General features: G+C 45.0%; 19 protein-coding genes. 8 read left to right on the forward strand and 11 right to left on the reverse strand.

Annotated features, from left to right (window positions below; translation table 11 throughout):
- Positions 1-695: 695 nt before the first annotated feature.
- On the reverse strand, positions 696-1940 hold the full coding sequence (locus A3739_RS26395; protein ID WP_068480539.1) for a CdaR family transcriptional regulator: 1245 nt from the start codon (positions 1938-1940) through the stop codon (positions 696-698).
- A 155-nt stretch (positions 1941-2095) separates the two neighbouring features.
- On the opposite strand from A3739_RS26395, the gene A3739_RS26400 reads away from it, so the two are divergent.
- The 5 genes from A3739_RS26400 (at position 2096) to A3739_RS26420 (ending at position 7450) form a co-directional block, all read left to right on the forward strand.
- Positions 2096-3649 (forward strand): NAD(P)/FAD-dependent oxidoreductase, encoded by a 1554-nt coding sequence (locus A3739_RS26400; protein ID WP_068503369.1) that lies wholly within the window; start codon positions 2096-2098, stop codon positions 3647-3649.
- Complete coding sequence (locus A3739_RS26405; RefSeq protein WP_068480532.1) at positions 3646-4473, forward strand: SDR family oxidoreductase; 828 nt, start codon at positions 3646-3648, stop codon at positions 4471-4473. The genes A3739_RS26400 and A3739_RS26405 overlap by 4 nt, the downstream gene beginning before the upstream one ends.
- 12 nt (positions 4474-4485) lie before the next feature.
- Positions 4486-5394: a metal-dependent hydrolase gene (locus A3739_RS26410; protein WP_082878632.1), complete on the forward strand. Its 909-nt coding sequence runs from the start codon at positions 4486-4488 to the stop codon at positions 5392-5394.
- A 178-nt stretch (positions 5395-5572) separates the two neighbouring features.
- Positions 5573-6334 carry an SDR family NAD(P)-dependent oxidoreductase gene (locus A3739_RS26415; RefSeq protein WP_068480529.1) on the forward strand — a complete coding sequence of 254 codons (762 nt, stop codon included), beginning with the start codon at positions 5573-5575 and terminating at the stop codon, positions 6332-6334.
- Between the two features lie 267 nt (positions 6335-6601).
- Positions 6602-7450, forward strand: coding sequence for a hypothetical protein (locus tag A3739_RS26420; protein ID WP_156502873.1), 849 nt, complete (start codon positions 6602-6604; stop codon positions 7448-7450).
- Here A3739_RS26420 and ppk1 read toward each other — a convergent pair.
- The 4 genes from ppk1 to A3739_RS26440 form a co-directional block, all read right to left on the reverse strand.
- Positions 7442-9589, reverse strand: a complete 2148-nt coding sequence (ppk1, locus tag A3739_RS26425) for a polyphosphate kinase 1 (RefSeq protein ID WP_197472605.1) — start codon at positions 9587-9589, stop codon at positions 7442-7444. The genes A3739_RS26420 and ppk1 overlap by 9 nt on opposite strands.
- Before the next feature lie 119 nt (positions 9590-9708).
- On the reverse strand, positions 9709-11127 hold the full coding sequence (nhaD, locus tag A3739_RS26430; protein ID WP_068480523.1) for a sodium:proton antiporter NhaD: 1419 nt from the start codon (positions 11125-11127) through the stop codon (positions 9709-9711).
- A 103-nt stretch (positions 11128-11230) separates the two neighbouring features.
- A complete protein-coding gene (locus A3739_RS26435; RefSeq protein ID WP_068480520.1) occupies positions 11231-12472 on the reverse strand; it encodes a hypothetical protein in 1242 nt (413 codons plus the stop codon).
- Positions 12462-12959, reverse strand: coding sequence for an outer membrane beta-barrel protein (locus A3739_RS26440; protein ID WP_197472606.1), 498 nt, complete (start codon positions 12957-12959; stop codon positions 12462-12464). Before A3739_RS26440 ends, A3739_RS26435 begins: the two co-directional genes overlap by 11 nt.
- A 290-nt stretch (positions 12960-13249) precedes the next feature.
- On the opposite strand from A3739_RS26440, the gene A3739_RS26445 reads away from it, so the two are divergent.
- A complete protein-coding gene (locus tag A3739_RS26445) occupies positions 13250-15631 on the forward strand; it encodes a methyl-accepting chemotaxis protein (RefSeq protein ID WP_068480517.1) in 2382 nt (793 codons plus the stop codon).
- 70 nt (positions 15632-15701) lie between these two features.
- Here A3739_RS26445 and alr read toward each other — a convergent pair whose 3' ends face one another.
- The 6 genes from alr to rpsF all read right to left on the reverse strand — a co-directional run bounded on the left by alr (position 15702) and on the right by rpsF (position 20401).
- Positions 15702-16772, reverse strand: a complete 1071-nt coding sequence (alr, locus tag A3739_RS26450; protein WP_068480513.1) for an alanine racemase — start codon at positions 16770-16772, stop codon at positions 15702-15704.
- An 11-nt stretch (positions 16773-16783) separates the two neighbouring features.
- Positions 16784-18151, reverse strand: a complete 1368-nt coding sequence (gene dnaB, locus A3739_RS26455) for a replicative DNA helicase (protein ID WP_231876730.1) — start codon at positions 18149-18151, stop codon at positions 16784-16786.
- A gap of 129 nt (positions 18152-18280) precedes the next feature.
- The gene (gene rplI / locus A3739_RS26460; protein WP_068480510.1) at positions 18281-18727 is read right to left on the reverse strand and encodes a 50S ribosomal protein L9; all 447 of its coding nucleotides are present in this window, start codon (positions 18725-18727) and stop codon (positions 18281-18283) included.
- 64 nt (positions 18728-18791) lie between these two features.
- Positions 18792-19658, reverse strand: a complete 867-nt coding sequence (locus tag A3739_RS26465) for a hypothetical protein (RefSeq protein WP_068480507.1) — start codon at positions 19656-19658, stop codon at positions 18792-18794.
- A gap of 60 nt (positions 19659-19718) precedes the next feature.
- Positions 19719-19949, reverse strand: a complete 231-nt coding sequence (rpsR, locus tag A3739_RS26470) for a 30S ribosomal protein S18 (protein ID WP_068480503.1) — start codon at positions 19947-19949, stop codon at positions 19719-19721.
- Positions 19950-19969: 20 nt separating this feature from the next.
- Entirely contained in the window at positions 19970-20401 is a 432-nt protein-coding gene (gene rpsF / locus A3739_RS26475) for a 30S ribosomal protein S6 (RefSeq protein ID WP_068480500.1), read from the reverse strand.
- Positions 20402-20692: 291 nt separating this feature from the next.
- On the opposite strand from rpsF, the gene A3739_RS26480 reads away from it, so the two are divergent.
- Positions 20693-22009, forward strand: a complete 1317-nt coding sequence (locus A3739_RS26480) for an amino acid permease (RefSeq protein WP_082878634.1) — start codon at positions 20693-20695, stop codon at positions 22007-22009.
- A gap of 307 nt (positions 22010-22316) precedes the next feature.
- Positions 22317-22705, forward strand: a 389-nt coding sequence (locus tag A3739_RS26485; RefSeq protein WP_231877155.1) for an arginine deiminase family protein, incomplete at its 3' end; no start/stop codon positions are given.

The following is a 22705-nucleotide window of genomic DNA, read 5'->3' on the forward strand; positions in this document are numbered from 1 at the left end:
GAAACCAGGTAGAACTATCAATGGCGACCAAAGCGAAGGAANTCTGTAAAGCTGAAGGCTACGACGGCATTTATGATGATGATTACCGCTTTGGTGAACTCATACACTGGTCTGAAGTTGATTGTGAAGAAAAAGTACGGTTGGGTTCGACGTTCTACTTTTGCCGAGGCGATGCCACTTATCGTTGCGGCGCTAAGCGTCAGAAGTAAACACAAAAGCCTTCTTTGCTGCATCGCACTCGCCAGAACTGCATGGGGCATACTGGCTACGGGTGAGCCATATAGCGGCATTCATGTCTGCTTGCTCAATAAACCTGTCTAGATAAAGCCTGATATTTCTCCCAACTTGATGTGCGCAATTGTCTAACTCCATGCATTGCACTTTAAACAATAGATGATGCGCTTCGCTTACCCTTCGGGCCGACTTTTTGTCGTTCAACGCGCTAAAGCGCTTTTGTGCCGCCTGCGCGGCAATGACGGATTGGAACGAAACTTAAATCCCGTCGAGCGCGCAAGCGATCTGGGTCGCCTTTGAGGTATTGGGGTCTTTGGCCAAACAAAGACCCTGGCCTGCCGTCGGCCAGCGCCGACAGGAAAAGAAGAATTAGCTTGATGTTACCCTCTAAAAAACAAACTACCGCAATTGTCTATGAACACTCTCATATCTCTAAAGGTATTGGCAATACTACTCTTTCATCAAGATAGCCAACTCGAAAGTTCCAGCGCCGCTCCAACTTGTATTAAGTTTTCTTCCAAAGGCCGCGGCAGTAACTCTCGTGCTTTGGTGAGCCTGCGCAGCAAGGTATTACGATGAGTATGCAATTGATCAGCCGCTTTGCTCGCGTTACAGCTAGCACCGATATACGCCAACAACGACTGTCTTAACTCTTTCGGAGAGCGTGCTAAATCGCCCAAGATATAACGAATGAAGTTATTCGTTGCGTCGAGATCTCGCGATAACATCTCTGCCAGACGCAGTTGTTCATAAGACACAATACTTGCCCCCGACCGGAAGCGTCCCAAAATTCTCTGTGCCGCCAAGGCATCCATGTGCGCTTTGCGAAAGCCTTCTAAGCCTTTTCCAGCTGATGCATAAGAGAGCTTAATGGTTTCTAATTTAGCGAAGTAAGAACGCAGTCGATAGGTATCGATCGGTTCCGAAGAACCCACCCATATCCACATCACTTCTGCTGAGACAATGACAGACAAGGAGTCGACATCTCGAAAACACTTAACGAAATATTCTGCTGCCTTTTCAAGTGCATTGAGTTCAAGATTAGCCTCATCACTCCAAACAACAGCCGCATGTTGCGCCTGAGTCATTGGGTAATCTAGCTGCCTGATCGCTTTATCAACTTGTACGCCATGCCCCTCTAGAATGGTCACTACCAGATCACGCTTTTTAGCCAGATAAGCACTTTGTTCATCGTCAGAATATTCTTTCAATATGCTTTGCAATAAATCGCGACTTGTATCGATATAACTTGAGATAGACCTGAATGACACATCCAATAGCAACTTCAATTCACGCGGGTTTTGAGCAATCTCAAACGCGACATTCATCCAGTATTGCCATGCTACGTTTTGTCCTGCTCTATCAAGCGCTAACATGAGTTCTGGCACACCTCTTTCAATAATGGCCAAGGCATTTTGCACAATATTATCGGAAACAAAGGGCGCTACTTTTTGCTCGGGGTTTTCTATAGTGGAGTTCAACCAGTGAATAAGGCTTGAGCGAATTGAACGGCGCGTTGCAGCAATTAAAACTGGGTCATCCAGGTCAGAATGTTCGCCCGCCCCATACATACCGGCCTGCTCCATCTGCTCAATGATTTCGTCTTTGCTAATCATCACCAAGGCTTTCTCGGCCCCAAGGCGTAACAACTGATAAATACGCTCTTTTTCTTCAGTGCTCGCAGCTATTTCTATTTTTTCAGCCAATACAAAACCCTCAATTCTTCACAGCATTAAAGTGCAATATGCACCATATAATAATCATATTGAGTTATTTTGCATATCGACCAATCATTTTTCTGTTCATAGAATGAGCACCACAGTAACGAAAAAGCTAACTCGCATAAAAGATGGTAAGTATTATGGCGACTGCAAAACACGTTCACACACTCATTGTTGGTGCTGGTCTTTCAGGGATTGGTCTTGCGTATTACATGCAAAGAGACTGTCCAGATAAAAGCTATCTAATTCTTGAATCGCGCCAACGGTCTGGCGGCACATGGGACTTGTTTAAGTATCCAGGCATTCGTTCTGATTCTGATTTATTCACCTTTGGATATGAGTTCAAACCTTGGGAAGATAAAAAAGTCATTGCTGATGGTCAGGATATTCTCAAATACATTCGTGAAACGGCATCCGAAAATAAAATCGACCAACATATTCGCTACGGTCGAAAAGTATTAAGCGCCAATTGGAGCTCACAAGAACAGTGCTGGACTGTGCAAATAGAACATAGCAACGGCCACGTCAAAACCATCGAAGAAGTTACCTGTAACTGGTTGTTTAGCGCCGCTGGATACTACAACTACGATAAAGGCTATACGCCAGAATTTCCGGAAATAGAAAACTTTAAGGGGCAAGTGATTCACCCTCAACATTGGCCGGAAGATCTCGATTACCAAGGTAAAAATGTGGTGATAATTGGCAGTGGTGCAACAGCCGTGACGCTGTTACCTGCGATGGCGGATAAGACAAAACATATCACTATGCTTCAGCGCACGCCGACTTATGTGATGAGCATGCCGCAAAGCGACCCGATTGCTAACGTACTTCGCGCACTGCTCCCTAAACGCCTTGCGTATAAACTAACGCGAAATAAAAACATTAATATTTCGCGTCTGATTTGGCGTTTGTGCCAACGTTTTCCTAAGTTCGCACGTAAGATTATTCATCATAGCAATAAGAGCCTGCTGCCAAAGAACTACCCTGTCGACCAACATTTTAATCCTCCATATAACCCTTGGGATCAACGCTTATGTGCGGTGCCTGACGGAGACTTATTTAATGCAATCAGTGAAGGCAAAGCTTCAGTTAAAACCGACACCATTAAGTGCTTTAACGAGGAAGGTATAGAGCTAGCATCAGGCGAAACACTCAAAACAGATATTGTCGTGACAGCTACGGGTTTAAACGTGCAACTATTTGGCGGGATTAAGCTAAACGTCGATAACAAGACCGTCGATTTATCCGATACCGTTGCATACAAAGGCATGATGTTGAGCGGCATACCTAATTTTGCCTTTGCCATTGGTTACACCAACTCATCTTGGACCTTAAAAGTAGGCTTGCTATGCGAGCATTACTGTCGACTGATAAAACACATGAGTGACAAAAATCAGGCCGCAGCATGTCCTGAACTGCCTAGCCCGACTATGCCAACACGCCCCCTCTTAGATTTTGGTGCAGGTTATGTACAGCGAGTACTAAAAGATCTCCCTCGCCAAGGGTTCAAGGCGCCTTGGTACATGTCGATGGACTATAAAGTAGATCTCAAAAATCTTCGGCATGGCCCAGTGACAGACGAGAATCTGAAGCTCTATCCACCTTCGATTAATGTAGATGTGTCATCGATTAAAAACAAAACGATGAACTCAACTCAGCAACACAATAAAACTAAACAAACGAGTGCCGCATGAAGAACTTTAAAGATAAAACCATCGTCATCACCGGAGCCGGTTCTGGAATGGGGCGCGCCTATGCCTTGGAATTTGCAAAGCTAAATGCACGGATCGCGATTACCGACTACGACGAATCAGGATTAAAAGAAACCGTGAAGCAACTCGAATCCTTGCCCCACAAAGGCATATGTAGTCAGGCGTTCGATATAAGCAATAAAGAAATCGTTGATCAGTTTGCGCGTCGCGTCAAAGACGAACTAGGCCCTGCACACGTGGTTATCAATAACGCAGGCATTGGTGGTGGTGGCAAGCCAGTTTGGAATATGGATGCCGAACAATACAGGCAAACGCTGAACGTGAATTTTTTTGGCGTTGTCTACGGTACTCAAGCGTTCTTGCCACATCTAATACAAAATAATGAAGGCGCTATTATTAACGTGTCGAGCATCTTTGGCCTCGTGGGAACGCCAAACGCCTCTGATTACTGCGCCTCGAAATTTGCTGTAAGAGGCTTCACAGAATCGCTGATGGTTGAGTTAGAAGACTCCCCTATTTCTGTGCATTTGCTTCACCCAGGCGGAATAAAAACAAACATCGCAATGAATACCGACGGTGGCGAAGAATTTACCGCTAAGTATCTAAAAACGCCTCCAGTGGCTGTTGTGCGCGAAGTCATTAAAGCGATTCAAACTGGCAAACAACGCATTGTATGTGGGCATCAATCTAAACCCGTTGCCTTGCTCTCTTGGGCTATACCTTTGCGCTGGAGAAATAAATATCTGCATAACGAGATGAAAGATCTTTTTGATCCTGAAGACTATCAACTAATCAGTAGGTTTTAAGGAAGAACTAGTATGTACAGAACAGACTCAAACTACGCGCCGCTAAATGATGGAAAGCATTTTCAACCTGATATGGATGTGCGAGAGAAGTTAGATTTTGGCTTGGACGAAACCATTCCCAAATACTGGTTAGATGGTAATCCTTTCCGCACACGCTTGATGGATGCAATGCAGGTAACCTTCCCTGATGGAGAGCGTTACTTTATTACTGCCGTGCGCGCATTTAGAGACCAAATTGAAGACCCGAAACAACTCGAAGATGTGAAAGCCTTTACACGCCAAGAAGCACAGCATGGCATCGCACATACTAAGTTCAATAATTTGCTCAAAAAACAAGGTATGCCAATCGATGAGATTTTGTCTGAGCACAAAGAGATCATCGACAAATATCTCAATGAATATTCACCCGAATACAATGTCGCGCTTACCGCAGCTTTTGAGCATTTTACTGCGCTCATGGCAGAAGCATTCTTCAGTAAAAAATACGTGTCAGAAGGCTTCGATCATCGAATGAAGACGATGTTTGCATGGCATGCGATTGAAGAAATGGAGCATCGTTCCGTAGCATTTGATGTGATGCAGAAAGTTGCCAAAGTTGGTTATTTCATGCGTGTGTGGGCGGTTATATACGGAACCTATGAAACCATGCGAATCATGTTCACTAATGGGGACAAACTGCTTAAGGCTGATGGCTTCTCAAAATGGGAGCGTCGCAAAATGTTTATTAAGAACTTGCCTTGGATGTATGGACGTAAAGGCGTATTTTCTTCATTTACAAAGCCTTTATTTGCTTACCTTAAACCAGGCTTTCACCCAGAGAAAATCCCAGTCGTACACAACTATCCTGCATGGGTAGAGGAATACAACAAAAGCGGTGATCCTGCCAAAGCCTGCGATGCTCTGCTTGCAGCGGCGCATTAAGCTAGATTCTTAAGCCTTCAACCAAAGCCAAATGCTGGCTTTGGTTGCCTCCCCCCGACTTTACTCATATCATGCTCATCCACTAGATTTACGTTTACGTAAAGGTCTTTCGTAAATAATCAGTTCTTTAAAACAAAGACTGTAAGACAAAAATAATAGTAACGAGGATGATGTACGAATGAATATCAATGGTGTTCCTGCAATTGTAACTGGCGGAGCCTCAGGGCTTGGAGAAGCAGCGGCTAGGTTGTTAGCAGAGCTAGGCGCGAAGGTCAGTATCTTTGATGTGCAAACAGAAAAGGCGCAACAAGTCGCCAGTGAAATTGGTGGTTTAGCATTTGACTGTGACGTAACGAGCGCCGAAAGTGCGCAAGCATGTTTTGATCAAGCTAAAGCTGCACATGGGCCAGTCGGCATTGCAGTGAACTGTGCAGGGATTGGTGTTCCGGCAAAAATTCTGGGTAAAGAAGGTCCACAGTCTTTGGATTTCTTTAACAAAGTGATCGCCGTTAACTTAAGTGGCTCATTTAATATTCTTCGCCTTGCTGCAGATGAAATGCAAACCCGAGATGCAAACGACGATGGTGAGCGCGGTGTGATCATCTCAACGGCATCCGTAGCTGCATATGAGGGGCAAATTGGCCAAGCGGCTTACTCAGCGTCCAAAGGCGGTATTGTTTCAATGACCCTACCTGCTGCAAGGGAACTCGCTCGTTACGGGATTCGTGTGCTAGCCATTGCTCCGGGATTATTTATGACGCCAATGCTGGCTTCTTTACCCGAAGCAGCGCAAGAAAGCTTGGCTGCAACACTGCCATTCCCCCAGCGTTTGGGTGATCCAAAGGAATATGCACGTATCGTCAAAGAGATGGTCGAAAACCCGCTCTTGAATGGCGAAGTAATCCGTATTGACTGTGCATTACGCATGGCTCCAAAATAAGCTCAATCGCTTAATCAAGGTGTTCCAATAGTTTCTGTATTCTATCGAAGCAAACGAAAGACACCTGTTTAACCCCGCTAGCAGTTCATTCAATTCAAGATAAGGTCTCAGCGATTTTCGCAGGCATTTGAATTGAATGACTAGCGCAGCAAACCTTTTGGCGACACCAAGGTCGAAATCAAAACTAGAAAATCAAATATGATGATTGAATCTTTACTATCGTCGATCCAAAACGCAGCTAACTCTCCAGTTATAGGGTGCTCATCGATGCAAGATTGGTTAGCGAAACACCAATCATTCACTTCAAAGTACGACGATTCTCTAGTAAGAGCATTCGTTGCCGGTGCGCATTTTCGTCAGGTTAGTTTTGCCTTTGCCTCGGCTTATCAATCTGCATTAGAAAACATGTTTGATCTAGATCGAGATGCCATCGCAGCTCTATGCCATAACGAAAAAGGTGTGAAGAAGCCTCGCCAGATGCAAACTTGGGTCTACGAACAGAATGGTCAGCTGATGCTCGATAGCTATAAGGGCTTTGCTTCAGGAGGTACTAATGCGAAGACCATATTTGTTAGCGCAGTCGATCAACGTCCTGACGCAAATGGCGATATCGTACTCGTAAAATTAAACAATGAAGACAACAGACTCGGATTAGAGCCTCTACCTCCCCTCCCTTTTGTACCCGAACTGGCACATGCAAAACTCAAGCAAACCGGAATACGTATCCAGCATGAGGATATTCTGGTTGGCGATGGGTTTAGTGCGTACGTAAAGCCATTTAGAACGGAAGAAGATCTGCATATTTTGGCAGCATTATGCGGCCAACGTTTATCCATTGCTCTAGAGCTAGAGCAGACACAACTTGCTGAGCAATATATTGCGAGCGCGCACGCGATTCTTTTCATGCAGAAAAGCAACCGAAGCGCACCCTCAACGCACCTGACATTATCGGGAATCAAACAGCAGCTAACACGAACATTTGAACAACAAGACAAGCTTCTAGAAGATCAATTGCCTAGCTTTGCTAAAACATGGAAACGAGATAGCGCGTTGCTATCGCTCGCTGAAAGCGCACAAAAAGTAAGAACACAAAAAGCGTGGCAAAGCCTAGGCTAACTTACGCTCACGTTTCTTTGCCTTTTTAATAAGATCTCGGCGTAATCGCTCGCGTGCGTGTTTGATCCGAGTCGGCAAGACGCCATCACTCAAGTATTGATGAATCATTTCTTGAGAGCGAACTAAGCCGTTCACTTTAAACTGCCTATAAGTATTGCTCTGCTTCGCATCCAAGACACGCGCTTTCACATTGTCGCACCATTGAATATCTAACACGTCCTGAAGCTGCTGCTTCGCATCTTCATCACAAACAGGAACACTGACCTCGACACGATAATCGATGTTTCGGTTCATCATGTCTGCAGAAGAAATAAAATACTTAGGGTCGCCATCGTTATGGAACACATAGACTCGCGGGTGCTCTAAGTATTTATCGACAATACTAATGGCTTCGATATTCTCGGAAACACTTTTAATTCCCGGCACTATCGATGTCATTCCTCGACAAATAATACGAACAGACACGCCCACTTTAGATGCTTCGTACAATTGCGCAATAATTTGCTTATCGGTGAGGTTATTACACTTAATAATGATCTCGGCTGGCTTGCCTAATTTGGCATTCGAGATTTCATTTTCGATCAAGCCCACTAAGCCTGAACGCTGTGTAAGTGGTGACACCATTAAGTGTTTATAGGCGTGGCGGCGATAGGTGTAATTGATAAAATCAAACACATTGGCAACGTCTTTGCCGATCTCTTTATTGCGTGTCAGTAAACTAAAATCGGTATAAATCTTGGCGGTTTTCTCGTTAAAGTTTCCTGAGCCAATGTGCGTATAAATGCGCGGTTTACCATCTTCTTTACGTGTTATGGCAATTAGCTTGGTATGCACCTTTAAGCCGGGCACGCCAAATATTACGTTCACGCCGCCATCTGTTAGCTGATTTGCCCACGCAATGTTATTGGCCTCATCAAAACGCGCCTGCAGCTCAACAACAACCGTTACGTTCTTCAAATTACGTCTTGCTGACAATAAGGCGTCAACGATGCGCGAATGCTCTGCTGCACGATACAAACATATCTTAATCTCTGTAACCGCCGGATCTATCGCGGCCGTTTTCAGAAGATCAATTACGGTATCAAACGAATGATAAGGGTAGTAAAGCAAGACATCTTTTTGACGAATCAAATCGAACAAGTTGCCTTTGAAATCAGCTAAAGCCGGATGGGTAACAGTATCCATTGGCTTGGCATCAATATAATTTGGACCAACGCTCGGAAACCCAATAAAGTCCTTCGAGTTATGATAACGACCGCCCGGCATCAGACTGTCGTAACGCCCCAGACCAATGCGCTTAGTCAGTAAAGACAGCATATCTTCTGGCATGCTCTCTTCGTAAACAAGCCGCTCTGGCTCACCCGATGAGCGCTTTTTCACTGATTTCGCCATGCGATCAACCAGGCTCTGGTTGATGGTCTCGTCTAACTCAAGCTCAGCGTCCCTAGTCAGTTTAAAAACGTAGGCCTCGGCGTGTTTGATATCAATAACACCACGAAATACATCAGGTAGGTTGTAGAGAATAATATCCTCTAATACTGCAAATACTTTCGTTTTGCGCCCAGGCTGAGGGGGTAATTGAACAAAGCGTGAAAGGCGATCACTCGGTACTTCTACCACACCATATCTAACCGTATCTTCCTGATCGACAGTCTTAACGATTAGGTAGAGCATCCCGTCTTCAATTTTAGGGAAAGGCAGGTCTTTTTTAAGAATGACAGGATCTAACTCAGGCAACACTTGCTCGAAGAAAATACGGCGTGCTTCTTTGCCCTGCTTCTTGTTGAACTGCTCGTAGGTAATAATGTAGATGTGACGTCGATTAAGCGCTTTAAGAACACTTTTGTAAGTCACTTCAAATTGCTGCTGCAGCTCTCGTGTTCTGGTTTGAATATCTGTTAAGCGATCGCGATAGAACTGTTTATCTTCCCCACCCTTGGAGAACGCAGCGAGTCGGCTGACATCGGCAACACGGACCCTAAAAAACTCATCCATGTTATTTGAAAAAATACCTAAGTACCGTAAGCGTTGAAGTTCTGGCACAGCCGCATTAGCTGCCTCTTGTAAAACCCGCTCATTGAACGCTAGCCAGCTAAGTTCCTTCGGATATAGCGGCATATCCTCAAACGTTTCGCTCAAAGTACTCCCTTCCTACGCATGTTGAAGTGAACATATTCTTTCATTAAAAACCAAAAAAGGCGCCCTGTAAAAGTAAGGCGCCTTTTTCAATCAATTATTTTTGAACGCGTTGAGCTTGCTCAAAAAGGCATATCCGAAATCCAAAAATGCACAGCAATAGATGCGACATAGCCTAAAGCGATTGCCCATGTCCATTTCAAATGGCTAAAGAACGTGTAGTAACCGCGAGCTTGTCCCATCAAGGCAACACCCGCCGCAGAACCAATCGAAAGCATCGAACCACCTACTCCAGCGGTTAATGTCACCAATAACCATTGATTCACTGACATATCAGGAAGCATAGTTAACACGGCAAACATGACAGGAATATTATCGACAATCGCCGACAACACACCGACCAAAATATTGGCCCAGCTCGCGCCCATTTGCTCGTACATAAAAATAGACGCCAAGTTGAGGTAGCCAAACGCACTTAGGCCACCAACGCATAACACCACGCCATAGAAGAACATCAATGTATCCCACTCTGCGCGCTGTAATTGATCGAAAATATCAAAGGTTCCCGGCTCTGTTTCGCTGATACCAGCGTGTTGCTCAATGGTGCGCAAGGTATTCTCGCCCGTGATTTTGAGGTAGTAGCCGTAGATTTTCAGAACACCCAAGCCGGTCATCATGCCTACCATCGAAGGCAAGTGAAGAACACTGTGGAAAGACACGGCCATGGCGATAGTTCCCAAGAACAAGAAGATAACCACGATACCGCCCTTCTTCACGGTCACGGCTTCATCAACACCCTCTGGCTGTCCTTTTGGCAAGAACAGTGACATCAACAATGCTGGCACAAGCCAATTCACAATGGATGGTACCAATAGTGCAAAAAACTCAGTGAATTCAACTAAACCTTTTTGCCATACCATGAGTGTAGTGATGTCACCAAACGGGCTAAACGCACCACCAGCATTTGCGGCAACAACAATGTTAATACAGCCCATACCGATAAACTTTGCATTCGAACCGCCCACAGCCATCACAACAGCAGCCATGACAAGTGCCGTTGTTAAGTTGTCTGCAATCGGAGAGATCACAAATGCCAAAGCACCGGTTATCCAAAAAATCGCTTTAAGAGAGAACCCTTTAGAAACCAAATATGAACGCAACGCAGCAAATACGTTACGCTCTTGCATGGTGTTTACATATGTCATTGCGGCAAGCAAAAACAGCAATAGCTCAGCATATTCAAGGATATTATGCTGAATCATCACATGCGCACTCGTCGTGTCGCCCGCCATGTTGTAAGAAATTGCGACAAGAATCCAAATGATACCTGCAGCCACCATCACAGGTTTTGACTTACGTAAATGCAGGTACTCTTCACCGATGACAAGCATGTATGCAAATACGAAAATAGCGATTGATATGCCACCTAACCATGTTGCGGTTAGATCGAGCATCTGAACTTCACCACCGCCTGCTGCCGCAGCGCTCGTAGCAATTAGCATCAGCATCATAACTGATAGAGTTTGTTTAAGGGTTTGCATACCTGTTCCAAGCTGACCGTTTGGTCAATTAATAATTTTAGATACAAAAAAAACCTGAACGATTATTTTCTATTCAGGTTTTTAAGGAGGCGCGACTTTAATCTTATTCGACTAATACATCAATAGTATCTTCAAAATATGGGTAGTCATCGCTATCAAATACGATACCTATACGCGTACGACCAACAGCATTAAATACTACTTCGCCTTTGCTGTTTCCGTTGTCTACAGTGGCTCCCGTACCTGAAACGGTCGAGTTAACAGACCAGTCAAGATCGGCATCATCTGTGACATCTAAAGTAGAACCATCACTAAAGACTAGAATGGCCGACAGCTGTATCGGGCTATCACGCACGTCAAACGGACCAGCTGGACTGGTATCGGTATTGTTATAGCGAATTTCGATGTCATCCGCTGTCGCAGGAACGGTTACGGTGACTGTAATTGGGCTCGTTGCGAGATCACCACAGCGCACAGTGACATCACTTGTTCCTGTTTGGCTTCCTGCACTGACAACATTATTGGAAAAGGTCAGAACATTCGTATCAGACGACTCATAACTCGCAATGTCAGTCACATCACGAACAATGCCTAGCTCGTTCACACTTGCTGAGAAGCTTCGCGTAGCGGAGGTATCTAAAGAAAAGTTAGCCGCTGGGGTGCTCGAAAGCGCGAGGTTGCTAATATCTGCCGCAACCGTAATCGTCCCATTCACACTTTGGCCGCCATAGCTTGCAGTAATGGTGCTAGCTCCATCATCTAAGGTTGCCAAAATACCTGATGAGCTCACTGTCGCAACACTGCTATTGCTGCTTGCCCACGAAGCAAGTTCAGTCACATTACTGGTACGATCGGCATATACGCCATCAACCATCAATTGACGATCAGGAACGCACTGAGAAGACGAAGAGGTAAAACTGCTGTACGACAAACTGATGAGAGACGCCGTCGAAACCGAAATAGATTGGGAAGCGCTAAGATCTCCCCAATTAGCAGCAATCACTGCTGACCCTGAATTAGTTCCGGCTGATAACTGACCAGAGCCATTCACAGTTACAATGCTTGAATCACTCGAAGACCATGAAACGCGATTAGTGACATCAAGCAATGAGCTATCTTCTAAAGTCGCAAAGGCTGAAAGGCTAGATTCAGTTCCCGCTTCGAGGATAGTGCCCTGCCCGTCAACCTGAATTGCGATGCTTTGAACACCTAAATTAATGATCTCGACAGCATCAACAAAAGCTTGTTCGCCATCTTCATTGCGACAAGCACTCATAACGAGGATTAAAACTAATCCAATCAGTAATTTTATAGATCTGAAACAGAACAATGCACTAGAACGCATAACGAAGTGCCACTCCTAAGCTATCAATCGTAATATCTCCCGCTGAATAATGTCTTTGCCAACGTAGATTTAAATAAATTGGGTTGGTTTTACTCAACGCTTCTTCTAAGCCAATTCCATATGAAAAGCCATCAAAGGTATCTTCTGCCAACACCTGACCGGAACTTTTTCGGCTTAACTCCAAGTCTGTCGATGAATATCCAACAACAATAAATGCCTTGGTGCCATCTCTGCTCGGCGATTCAAACCGAGTATTGATGCCATAAAGCGAAGGCATACTTTGATTCGCATCTCCGACTGAATCTTCGAGTACACCTACTCCTGCAAAAGCTTCAATCGCGATCATATCAACAATGTAATAGCCGGCTCTTAGCTCTGTGCTCGCTAGCGTAAAGTCATCGTCAGCTACAGATTGCATCACGCCATTTGCTGCTAACTCAAGATAAAAAGTTTCTTCCGCAAGCGCACTTGCAGACCAAATAAACATCAAAAAGATTAAGACTCGCATTATTTATATTTCTAAATCTAAAGGTGGAATAAAGAATATAACGTTTTGCTCTTAAAGCAGAATTACTATTTCGATATTCGTTTTAACAGGCAAAGCGAAACCGTTATTTGCGACTATATTCTCATGCACATCACGAAATCTGCGTGACGCAGAGCATACTTGAAGCACATTGATATGTGCAAAGTAAAAGTACTTTCTCAGCCGGGTAAATCACGTGGTACGGCATGAGATTTGGGATAAGTTCAATTATACGGGCAAGCAATATGAATATGTTCGAGAAGCTAAGTTTAAAAGGAAAGCTCGGTATCGGCTTTGCAATACCGATTACGCTATTTATTGTCATCTCCGTTATCGCTAGTCAGAGTCTATCGCACTTACTGACCAGCCAAAAGTGGGTAAATCATACCCATAAGGTTATCGAACACGGCGATGAAATCATGGCAGAACTCGTCAACATGGAAACAGGCTTACGAGGATATTTAATCACCGGCCAGGAAGAATTTCTCGAACCCTACTACTCAGGACGCGAGCACTTTGACAAGCTTACGGATGAGACCAAAGAGCTCGTATCGGATAATCCCCAACAAGTGTCACGTATTTCAAATTTAGTGAACCTAAAGTACACATGGATCCGTGAACATGTAGAACCATCTATGGACATCCGCAAAGACGTTAATGCGGGTAATGCGACTAATGCTGATATCGTCGCGTACATTGGCAAAGGTCTCGGCAAAAAGAGCATGGATACCATGCGCGACGTGATTGCTGACTTTATCGGCGAAGAAAAGAAACTGATCGTTGTTAGAAATCAAGAACAAGCAGACACAGCCTCGGCGACAACCGCTATCATATATATCGGCTCTACCATCGCTATCTTATTTGGCATCATTGCGGCCTTCTTTATTATCAGAAATCTTACTCAAACCATCGGTGGTGAACCTTCGTATGCAACGGCTGTTATAAGCCGTATCGCAGACGGACAACTCGATGAAGAAGTCGAGACTAAAGAAGGCGATACAACAAGCCTGCTTGCTGCGATGAAAGATATGCGCCAGAAACTGCGTGATCGCGCCGCAGAGGACAAGCGCATGATCGCCGAAACATCACGTATTAAAACAGCCCTTGATAGCGTGACCGCTAACGTAATGATGGCAGATGCTGACCGAAATATTGTCTATGCAAACGACGCTGTGATCGACACGCTGCGTGCGGCGGCCGATGACATTCGTAAAGACCTACCTAACTTTAACCCTGAGACATTGATGGGCGGCAGCATCGACCAATTCCATAAAAATCCCCAACATCAAGTACAGATGCTTGAACGTATGACCGGAACGACCCGAACCAAAATCGTCGTGGGTGGTCGGCATATGAGCCTGATCGTAAATCCTGTTCATGATGAGGACGGCAATCGTATAGGTACTGTTGTCGAGTGGGATGACAAAACCGCAGAGGTTCGTATTCAAGAAGAAATGGACAACATCATTGCTGCCGCAAATGACGGGGATCTTAGTGAGCGAATTAACCTAAGCGACAAAGATGGCTTCTTTAAACAGTTAAGTGAAGGTCTAAACACCCTGCTCGATAAAACTTCATCGTTCGTGCATGACATGGGACAAATGTTTGAACATATGTCTGAGGGCGATCTCACCAACACAATCAGCAACGATTATCGTGGTGAGTTCGATAATATTAAGACCAACGCAAACAACACTGTGAACAAGCTAAACGAAGTGCTTATTAAAATTCAAAATGCCGCTGGAGCAGTAAGAAGCTTGGCAAGCGAAGTTGCGCAAGGCTCTGATGATTTGAGCCGACGCACAGAGTCGCAAGCAAGTTCATTGGAAGAAACCGCATCAAGCATGGAAGAAATGACCTCTACGGTGAAGCAATCTAGCGAAAACGCATCCGAAGCAAACACCTTAGCAGCAGAAGCAAAATCCAAAGCGCAATCAGGTGGCGCGGTTGTTGACGATGCAGTGAATGCGATGAGTGAGATTTTAGAGTCGAGCAATAAGATTAACGACATTATTGGAGTGATTGATGAGATCGCCTTCCAGACTAACCTTTTGGCACTCAACGCGGCTGTTGAGGCGGCACGTGCAGGTGAACAAGGTCGAGGCTTTGCGGTAGTTGCTGGCGAAGTTCGAACACTTTCACAGCGCTCCGCGGCGGCTGCAAAAGAGATCAAAGATCTTATTCGCGACAGCGTAAGTAAAGTTGAATCTGGCTCTACACTCGTTAATCAAAGTGGTGAAACCTTGGCAGAGATAGTATGCGCCGTCGATAAAGTAGCGACAATGATCAACGATGTGAACAATGCTGCAATCGAACAAAATGCCGGTATTAGTCAGATCAACCAAGCTATTACACAAATGGATGAAATGACGCAGCAAAATGCGGCGTTAGTTGAAGAGACCTCAGCTGCAAGTCGCAGCATGTCAGAAGAGTCTAACAACATGGCCAGTATGATTTCGTTCTTCAACCTACAAGGTGGAATGGCAATGAGCGCAATGCCCACTGTAACAGCTGCGCCAGCTCCGAGCCCTTCTCCTGTACCCGTCATGACTTATGAGTCTCCTCGCTCAAATAACAGTAGCGGCGGTAGCGCAGCCTCATTCTCTGGTCAAGACGACTGGGAAGATTTCTAAAAATAAGGTATCTCGTTCTGAAACAAAAAAGCCCCAGCTATTGGGGCTTTTTCTGTTGTTTAAGGGACATTCAAACTAAGCGTCTCGGAACGCGTGAGGTTAAACTCGTACAAAGTTCATAAGAGATCGTTCCGACATGTTCTGCAACCTCTTCAATTGGCAGATTCTGGCCCCAGAGCTCAACCTTTGCACAGACATCAACGCTCACAATGTCAGTCACGTCAACAGTAACCATGTCCATCGACACGCGCCCTACTAAAGGTGCTCTCTGTTGATTGATCAATACTGGCGTTCCTGTTGGAGCATGTCGCGGATAACCATCACCATAGCCTATGGCTAATGTCGCAATCTTACTCGGACGCAATGCAGTCCACGTATCGCCATACCCTACGGTCTCACCAACGTCGATATCTCGAACAGCGATCACTTCAGTCTGCAAGGTCATGACGGGCGAGAGCTTTTCTGACAAAGGCTTGATTACAGGCGCGGGGTTAGCTCCATATAGGGCAATGCCTGGCCTTACTGCTGCCCCATGATAACGCTCATGCAACATCAAGGCAGCGGAGTTGCACATTGATACTGGAAGATCATCAAGCTTTAATTCGTTCACTAAACGGTCAAACGCATCCGCCTGCTCTTGCAATGAGCGGCTTCGACGATCATCTGCGCTCGAAAAGTGAGTCATTAGCATTTCTAACTGAATATTTGCGCCGTCTAATAACTCAATACAACGCTTGGTTTGCTCGACCGTTAAGCCCAAACGATGCATACCCGAATCGATTTTTAACCAGACCTTGCCATCAAAGTTTTGTGCAACCAGCATGCTCACTTGCTCAGGCCGATGGATAACATAACTCACGTTGTGCTGAGCTAAACTCTCGATGCAGTCCGCTTCGAATGGCCCTTCAAGTAAGAGAATTTCACCATCAAAACCTAGCGAGAAAATTGTTGCAGCTTCTTCAGCACAGGCAACGGCTAAGCGGCGACCTTGAAATGATGAAATGAGATTCTTAACGCCGTGACCATAGGCATCTGCCTTTACGACAAGAATGGTCTCGGCACTATTGGCAAGGCCGGATAGGTAGGCAATGTTTTGTTCAAATGCTTGTTGGTCTATAAGAGCTACAGCAGGTCGAGCCATCGCAAAAAACCTTAGAATTCGTTGTTATAATCCACGTGTGACAGATCGTTGAACTTGGTGAATTCGCCTTGGAACTGAAGACGGATCTTACCAATTGGCCCGTTACGCTGCTTACCAATGATAATTTCAGCAAGCCCTTTATCTGGACTATCTTCATTGTAGTACTCGTCGCGATAGATAAACATGATGACATCGGCATCCTGCTCAATCGCTCCGGATTCACGTAAGTCAGAGTTCATCGGACGCTTATCAGTTCGCGACTCTAGGCCTCGGTTTAACTGAGAAAGCGCGACAAGAGGACAATTAAGCTCTTTAGCAAGAGCTTTAAGAGATCGAGAGATCTCAGAAATTTCGGCCGTTCTTCCCTCGTTCATCCCGGGTACTTGCATCAGCTGTAAATAGTCGACCATGATCAAGCCAATCTGCCCCACTTCTCGCGCCACACGTCTAGCACGTGAGCGGACTTCTGTTGGACTAAGACCTGCTGAATCGTCGATGTAAAGCGGACGGTCTTTTAGGATTTTCGCCGCTGAAGACAAGCGCGGCCAATCATCTTCTTCTAACTTACCCGAACGAATACGAGTCTGGTTTATCTGGCCTAACGACGACAATACACGCATAAGAATAGAGTCTGCCGGCATCTCCATACTGAATACTAATACCGGGAGTTCAGCCTTAATCAGCGCATTTTCTACCAAGTTCATCGCAAATGCCGTTTTACCCATAGAAGGACGCGCCGCAACAATAATCAAATCAGAGGGCTGTAAACCGGAAGTCATTTCGTCTAGGTCGGTAAACCCTGTCGTAACACCGGTAATCCCCTCTTCTGCATCAAATAGTTCTTCGATACGTTCAAGCGTTTTGGTCAGAATCGGATTGATAGAAACAGGACCAGCTTCCTCACCTGCAGTGCCCTCGGCAATTTTAAATACCTTGCGCTCAGCTTCGTCTAATAATTCACTGGTGCTCTTTCCTGAAGGATTAAAAGCACTATCAGAGATCTCACCAGAAACCCGAATCAAACGGCGTAAAACAGCTCGCTCATGCACAATATTTGCGTAGGAATGGACGTTACTTGCACTAGGAGTTTTCTCAACGAGTTCGGTGAGGTATTGCATACCACCAGCATTATCAAGCTCACCAATACGCTGCAGTTCTTCTGAGACAGTAATCAAATCAACAGGGTTGCCCGCCGTAGCCAAACGGCTCATGACACGGAATAACAAACGATGATCTTGTCGGTAGAAGTCATCCTCTATAACTTTGCTGCCAATCGCATCCCATTTACTATTATCTAACAACAGGCCCCCAAGAATGGACTGTTCAGCTTCGATTGAGTGCGGTGGGGTTTTTAAATTTAAGATTTCTTGGTCAGCCACGAGAGGAAAAAACTCCAGGAGATAAATACAAATAAGCCCCAAGAATATACAGGATATCCTTAGGGCTTAGAAGCAGATGCCCAACTTAAAATTGGGCTCTGTGAACGTTACGCGCTTCGGCGTAAGGTCTTATTCAGCAACAACTGAAAGATTGATTGTTGCAGTTACATCGCTGTGCAACTGAACATCAACTTCGAAATCACCAGTGTTACGAATTGGACCTTCTGGAAGACGAACTTCAGACTTGCTTACTTCAGTGCCAGAAGCAGTGACTGCATCTGCAACGTCACGTACACCGATAGAACCAAATAGCTTGCCTTCATCACCAGCTTTAGAAACGATCGTTACAGCCTTACCGTTAAGCTCTTCTGCACGCGCTTCTGCTGCTGCAAGTTTCTCAGCAGCTGCTTTTTCAAGCTCAGCACGACGAGCTTCAAACTCAGCAACGTTCGCAGCATTTGCTGGAACAGCCTTGCCGTAAGGGATCAAGAAGTTACGACCAAAGCCAGACTTCACTGTCACTTTGTCGCCAAGACCGCCTAGCTTACCAACTTTCTCGAGTAGAATTACTTCCATCTCGCTATCCTCAACTATTAAATCGAATTGTCTCTTTTGCGAACAATACTAAGTTCTTGTAGCTTCACTCAGACTTTGGTGAAGCTTGTATCCTTGACCTAAAGTCTGCACCACTATCGACCATTGCCATAAATACAATGATTGCCAACGATGCGGGAAACAAAACAAGAACCATGGCATAAAAACCAATGAGCCATTGCCCGCCTAAATTTTTCTTGCCGATCACACCATGCACTAAAGCAAAACCGCAGATAAGCACAGGAACCAAACCGCTAAATACGAGTAAATAGCCATCTATTCCGGTACTCGGTCCAATCATCATGGCACTGACAATCACTACCATATCAATCGGTCCCATTCTTAGTTGATGAAATTCTTCTCGCCAACCATCTGGGTTGTACAACGCTGCTTGCCAAGACCGAGCCAAAAACAATGACCCAATGCTCATCAAATAAAATGATGCTGCGAAACTCGCGATCATGAGATCTTGGAACGAAGCACGAAATTCTTCGTTTACTTCGATTTGCGAGTCTACTGCGATTTGTTTCAGAAGCTCATCCGAAACAACCTGCAACATATCTAAGGCTCCAGGCATAATAATCGGCGTTAATACACCAACTAACACGCTTAATCCGAAGCCAAACAGCAAAGTACGATTCATTGCCACAGTCACTCTCAAAATCTGCGCTAATGCAAAACTAAGAATGACTACAACAAGTGCTGTTGGATCTTGCAATCCGAGCCACCACCCCAACGCGGGGGCCATCGCCCATGCGAATACATTGAGTCCCTTAGATGTGCCGTGACGCAAAGTCACCAAAGCTACTGTAGCGGCACCAAGCCAGAACATCATTGGAACCAAACACGCGGCAAAGGCAATGCCTGACGCATTTAACGGCCCCTTCATGGCAAACCGGGCTAATTCACGCATTTAAGCGCTTCCTCAAGTATTCAAGTAAATTTGTAGTTACCCAAAAGGGCAACGCCACCATTACTCGTGGTGGTTATCTGTGTAAGGCAACAATGCAACGTAGCGCGCACGCTTGATTGCTGTAGCCAACTGACGCTGGTATTTCGCTTTAGTACCGGTAATACGGCTAGGAACGATTTTTCCAGTTTCAGTGATGTAGCCTTTCAAAGTATCAAGATCTTTATAATCGATCTCTTTAACGCCTTCTGCGGTGAAACGGCAGAACTTACGACGACGTAAAAAACGAGACATAGTCTTCTCCTAATTCCGAATTACTCTTCTGATGCTTCAGCGCTATCGTCTGCCGCTGCGTCTTGGCTTTCAGCTGCTGCAGGAGCTTCAGCTTTTGGCGCTTCTTGACGCTGTGGACGACGATCGTCGCGGTTTTGAGATGCTTTGATCGCAGATTCTTCAGTAATCGCTTCTTTACGGCGGATTACCAACTCACGAATGATTGCATCGTTGAATCGGAAGTTATGAGAAAGCTCATCAAGCACTTCACTGCCACACTCGATGTTCATCAAGATGTAGTGTGCTTTGTGGATTTTGTTGATCGGGTATGCCAAGTGACGACGACCCCAATCTTCTAAACGGTGAACTTGACCACCGCCATTAGTGATTAGGTTGCTGTATCGCTCAACCATACCTGGTACCTGTTCGCTCTGATCAGGGTGTACCAGAAATACGATCTCATAGTGACGCATAAATGCTCCCTTTGGATATATAGCCTTAAATCGAATAATTCTTTTTAAAGCAAGGAGTTACAAATTAAACGAATTTATCAAGTCGCCTGTAAATGCTAGCAGCTTAATATAACCCGCAGTTTTTCGAGCCGCGCATCTTACAGACAAAGCCCACCATATGCAAGTTATCGGTACGCAAACTGCCGTAACAAAGGCATAACAAACCTCAGCACCGCTGAAACATAATATTTCTAGACTATTCAGAAACAGCGACTAAGGTTCAGCAAGATATTAGCCTTCAGGTAATTACTTTTGGCCAACGAACAGAGCAAAAATCACAAAATAGGCTTTTGGGTCTGCGTATCTCTTGTCATTGGCAACATGATTGGCTCAGGAATATTCCTCTTGCCATCATCACTGAGTGACTTCGGTCCGATATCGCTGTGGGGCTGGGCGATCACTGGTGCGGGCTCTGTTTTATTAGCATTTGTCTTCGCTCGCTTAGCGCTCGATTCACCAAAAGCATGTGGCCCGCTTGCATATACCGAAGAAGGTTTTGGAAAATTTGCTGGTTTTTTGGTGGGTTGGGGACACTGGATTGCGGCCTGGACCGGAAACGCCGGTCTTGCGGTTGCATTCACAAGTTATCTAACTGCTTTCGTTCCTGAACTTAAAGATAATTCCGGACTCGCAGTAATCGTGACGCTAGGGACAGTATGGTTACTCTATTTTATTAACCTACAAGGACTGAAATCTGTAGGTTTAATTCAAGTAATCACAACTATTTTAAAGTTAATACCGTTGGCATTATTTGCCTTTGCAGGTTTCTTTTACTTCGAGCCGAGCAATTATGCAGTGAGTAATGTCAGTGAACTGCCTACATTCAATGCAATCTTGGCCACCTGCTCCATTACTTTGTGGGCATTTTTGGGACTCGAATCTGCAACCGTTCCTGCTGGTGACGTAAAGAATCCTGAAAAGAATATCCCTCGAGCTACTATTTACGGCACTTTGTTTGTCGCAATTCTTTATTTTGTTGTATCTGCCGCAATATTCGGCATTATGTCTCCTGCCGAACTTCAAAAAAGTACCGCCCCTTTTGCGGATGCGGCGGGCGCCTTATGGGGTAGCTGGGCTTTCCACTTTATTGCGATTGGCGCCATTATTTCGGTACTCGGATCGTTAAATGGCTGGATGCTTATTCAAGCTGAGGTGCCTTATGTCGCTGCCAAGAAAAAGCTATTTCCTAAAATCTTTTGCAAGGAAGACGCAAAAGGGCGCCCTATCTGGGGAGTCACAATTTCAACCGTGTTGATATCACTTTTAGTGTTAGCTAACTTCACAGGCGATCTGGTTAAACTTTTCACGTTTATTATTTTACTTGCATCGCTATCAAGTTTGATCCCTTATCTTTTTTGCTCACTAGCGAGCATTATGATTCACCTTTCTAGGAAAGGCACTCAAAACTTTCAGTGGACACGCCATCTGGGCATTACGGTCATTGCATTTAGCTATGTAATTGGCGCGATTATTGGTTCAGGGCCAGAGGTTGTTTACTGGGGAACCATATTATTAATGGCAAGTGTCCCTGTATTTGTATGGGCGCAATGGGAGCATGTAGACAACTAAAAAATATTAGTAAATTAATAATTGCAACCAAGACAATTATTCACAATTTGGCAAGAAATTCTCGTTGACAGTTTTAGTCTTCAGAGCGACAAACGGATCAGCAACCACGACATGCGGCCTCTTATCAAATGACGCTTGCTAAAAATTTACTAAGCAATGACCTATTTAAATAGCAGTCATTCACTCAACAATTGGGCAAGAAATTAGATATTAAAACAACTTATAAAGTGTGCTAGTAGCGATTCGTTGAAAACAGTTTTGTTTATCAATTGCGTAACCATTTATTACGCTAAGTTGGAGGAAAGCTATGAGCAGATTACACGTTGGTTCAGAGATTGGAAGGCTTCGTCGCGTCATTCTTCACCGACCACAGCTTAGTTTATCGCGTTTAACACCAAGCAACTGCGATGAGCTACTTTTTGATGATGTTCTTCGCCTAGGCAAAGCCGGAGAAGAACACGACACCTTCAGAAAAACGCTCGAACAACATGACGTAGAAACATTCTTACTGAATGATTTACTTCAAGAAACCATTGCTGATGCGCAAGCCAAAGCATGGATTCTCGATCAACAATGCTCTGAACTACGTTTCGGACCGACCATGGCCAAAGAGGTTCGAGCATTCATGGAAAATCAGGACGACCACCAGTTTGCCAAACACTTGACTGGCGGTGTCGCCATTGCAGACATAGATCC

The sequence above is a fragment of the Oleiphilus sp. HI0067 genome (genome assembly GCF_001635735.1).

What these genes read in the sequence shown, in the direction of transcription:
- A3739_RS26440 (WP_197472606.1), bottom strand. Translation starts at nt 12,959, where the DNA reads ATGTTTATTTGGTCTGCAAGTGCGCTTGCGGAAGAAACTTTTTATCTT.
- A3739_RS26465 (WP_068480507.1), bottom strand. Translation starts at nt 19,658, where the DNA reads ATGCGTGAATTAGCCCGGTTTGCCATGAAGGGGCCGTTAAATGCGTCA.
- A3739_RS26415 (WP_068480529.1), top strand. Translation starts at nt 5,573, where the DNA reads ATGAATATCAATGGTGTTCCTGCAATTGTAACTGGCGGAGCCTCAGGG.
- A3739_RS26400 (WP_068503369.1), top strand. Translation starts at nt 2,096, where the DNA reads ATGGCGACTGCAAAACACGTTCACACACTCATTGTTGGTGCTGGTCTT.
- A3739_RS26435 (WP_068480520.1), bottom strand. Translation starts at nt 12,472, where the DNA reads ATGCGTTCTAGTGCATTGTTCTGTTTCAGATCTATAAAATTACTGATT.
- A3739_RS26445 (WP_068480517.1), top strand. Translation starts at nt 13,250, where the DNA reads ATGTTCGAGAAGCTAAGTTTAAAAGGAAAGCTCGGTATCGGCTTTGCA.
- A3739_RS26410 (WP_082878632.1), top strand. Translation starts at nt 4,486, where the DNA reads ATGTACAGAACAGACTCAAACTACGCGCCGCTAAATGATGGAAAGCAT.
- rplI (WP_068480510.1), bottom strand. Translation starts at nt 18,727, where the DNA reads ATGGAAGTAATTCTACTCGAGAAAGTTGGTAAGCTAGGCGGTCTTGGC.
- rpsR (WP_068480503.1), bottom strand. Translation starts at nt 19,949, where the DNA reads ATGTCTCGTTTTTTACGTCGTCGTAAGTTCTGCCGTTTCACCGCAGAA.
- alr (WP_068480513.1), bottom strand. Translation starts at nt 16,772, where the DNA reads ATGGCTCGACCTGCTGTAGCTCTTATAGACCAACAAGCATTTGAACAA.
- rpsF (WP_068480500.1), bottom strand. Translation starts at nt 20,401, where the DNA reads ATGCGTCACTATGAGATCGTATTTCTGGTACACCCTGATCAGAGCGAA.
- nhaD (WP_068480523.1), bottom strand. Translation starts at nt 11,127, where the DNA reads ATGCAAACCCTTAAACAAACTCTATCAGTTATGATGCTGATGCTAATT.
- A3739_RS26420 (WP_156502873.1), top strand. Translation starts at nt 6,602, where the DNA reads ATGCAAGATTGGTTAGCGAAACACCAATCATTCACTTCAAAGTACGAC.
- A3739_RS26405 (WP_068480532.1), top strand. Translation starts at nt 3,646, where the DNA reads ATGAAGAACTTTAAAGATAAAACCATCGTCATCACCGGAGCCGGTTCT.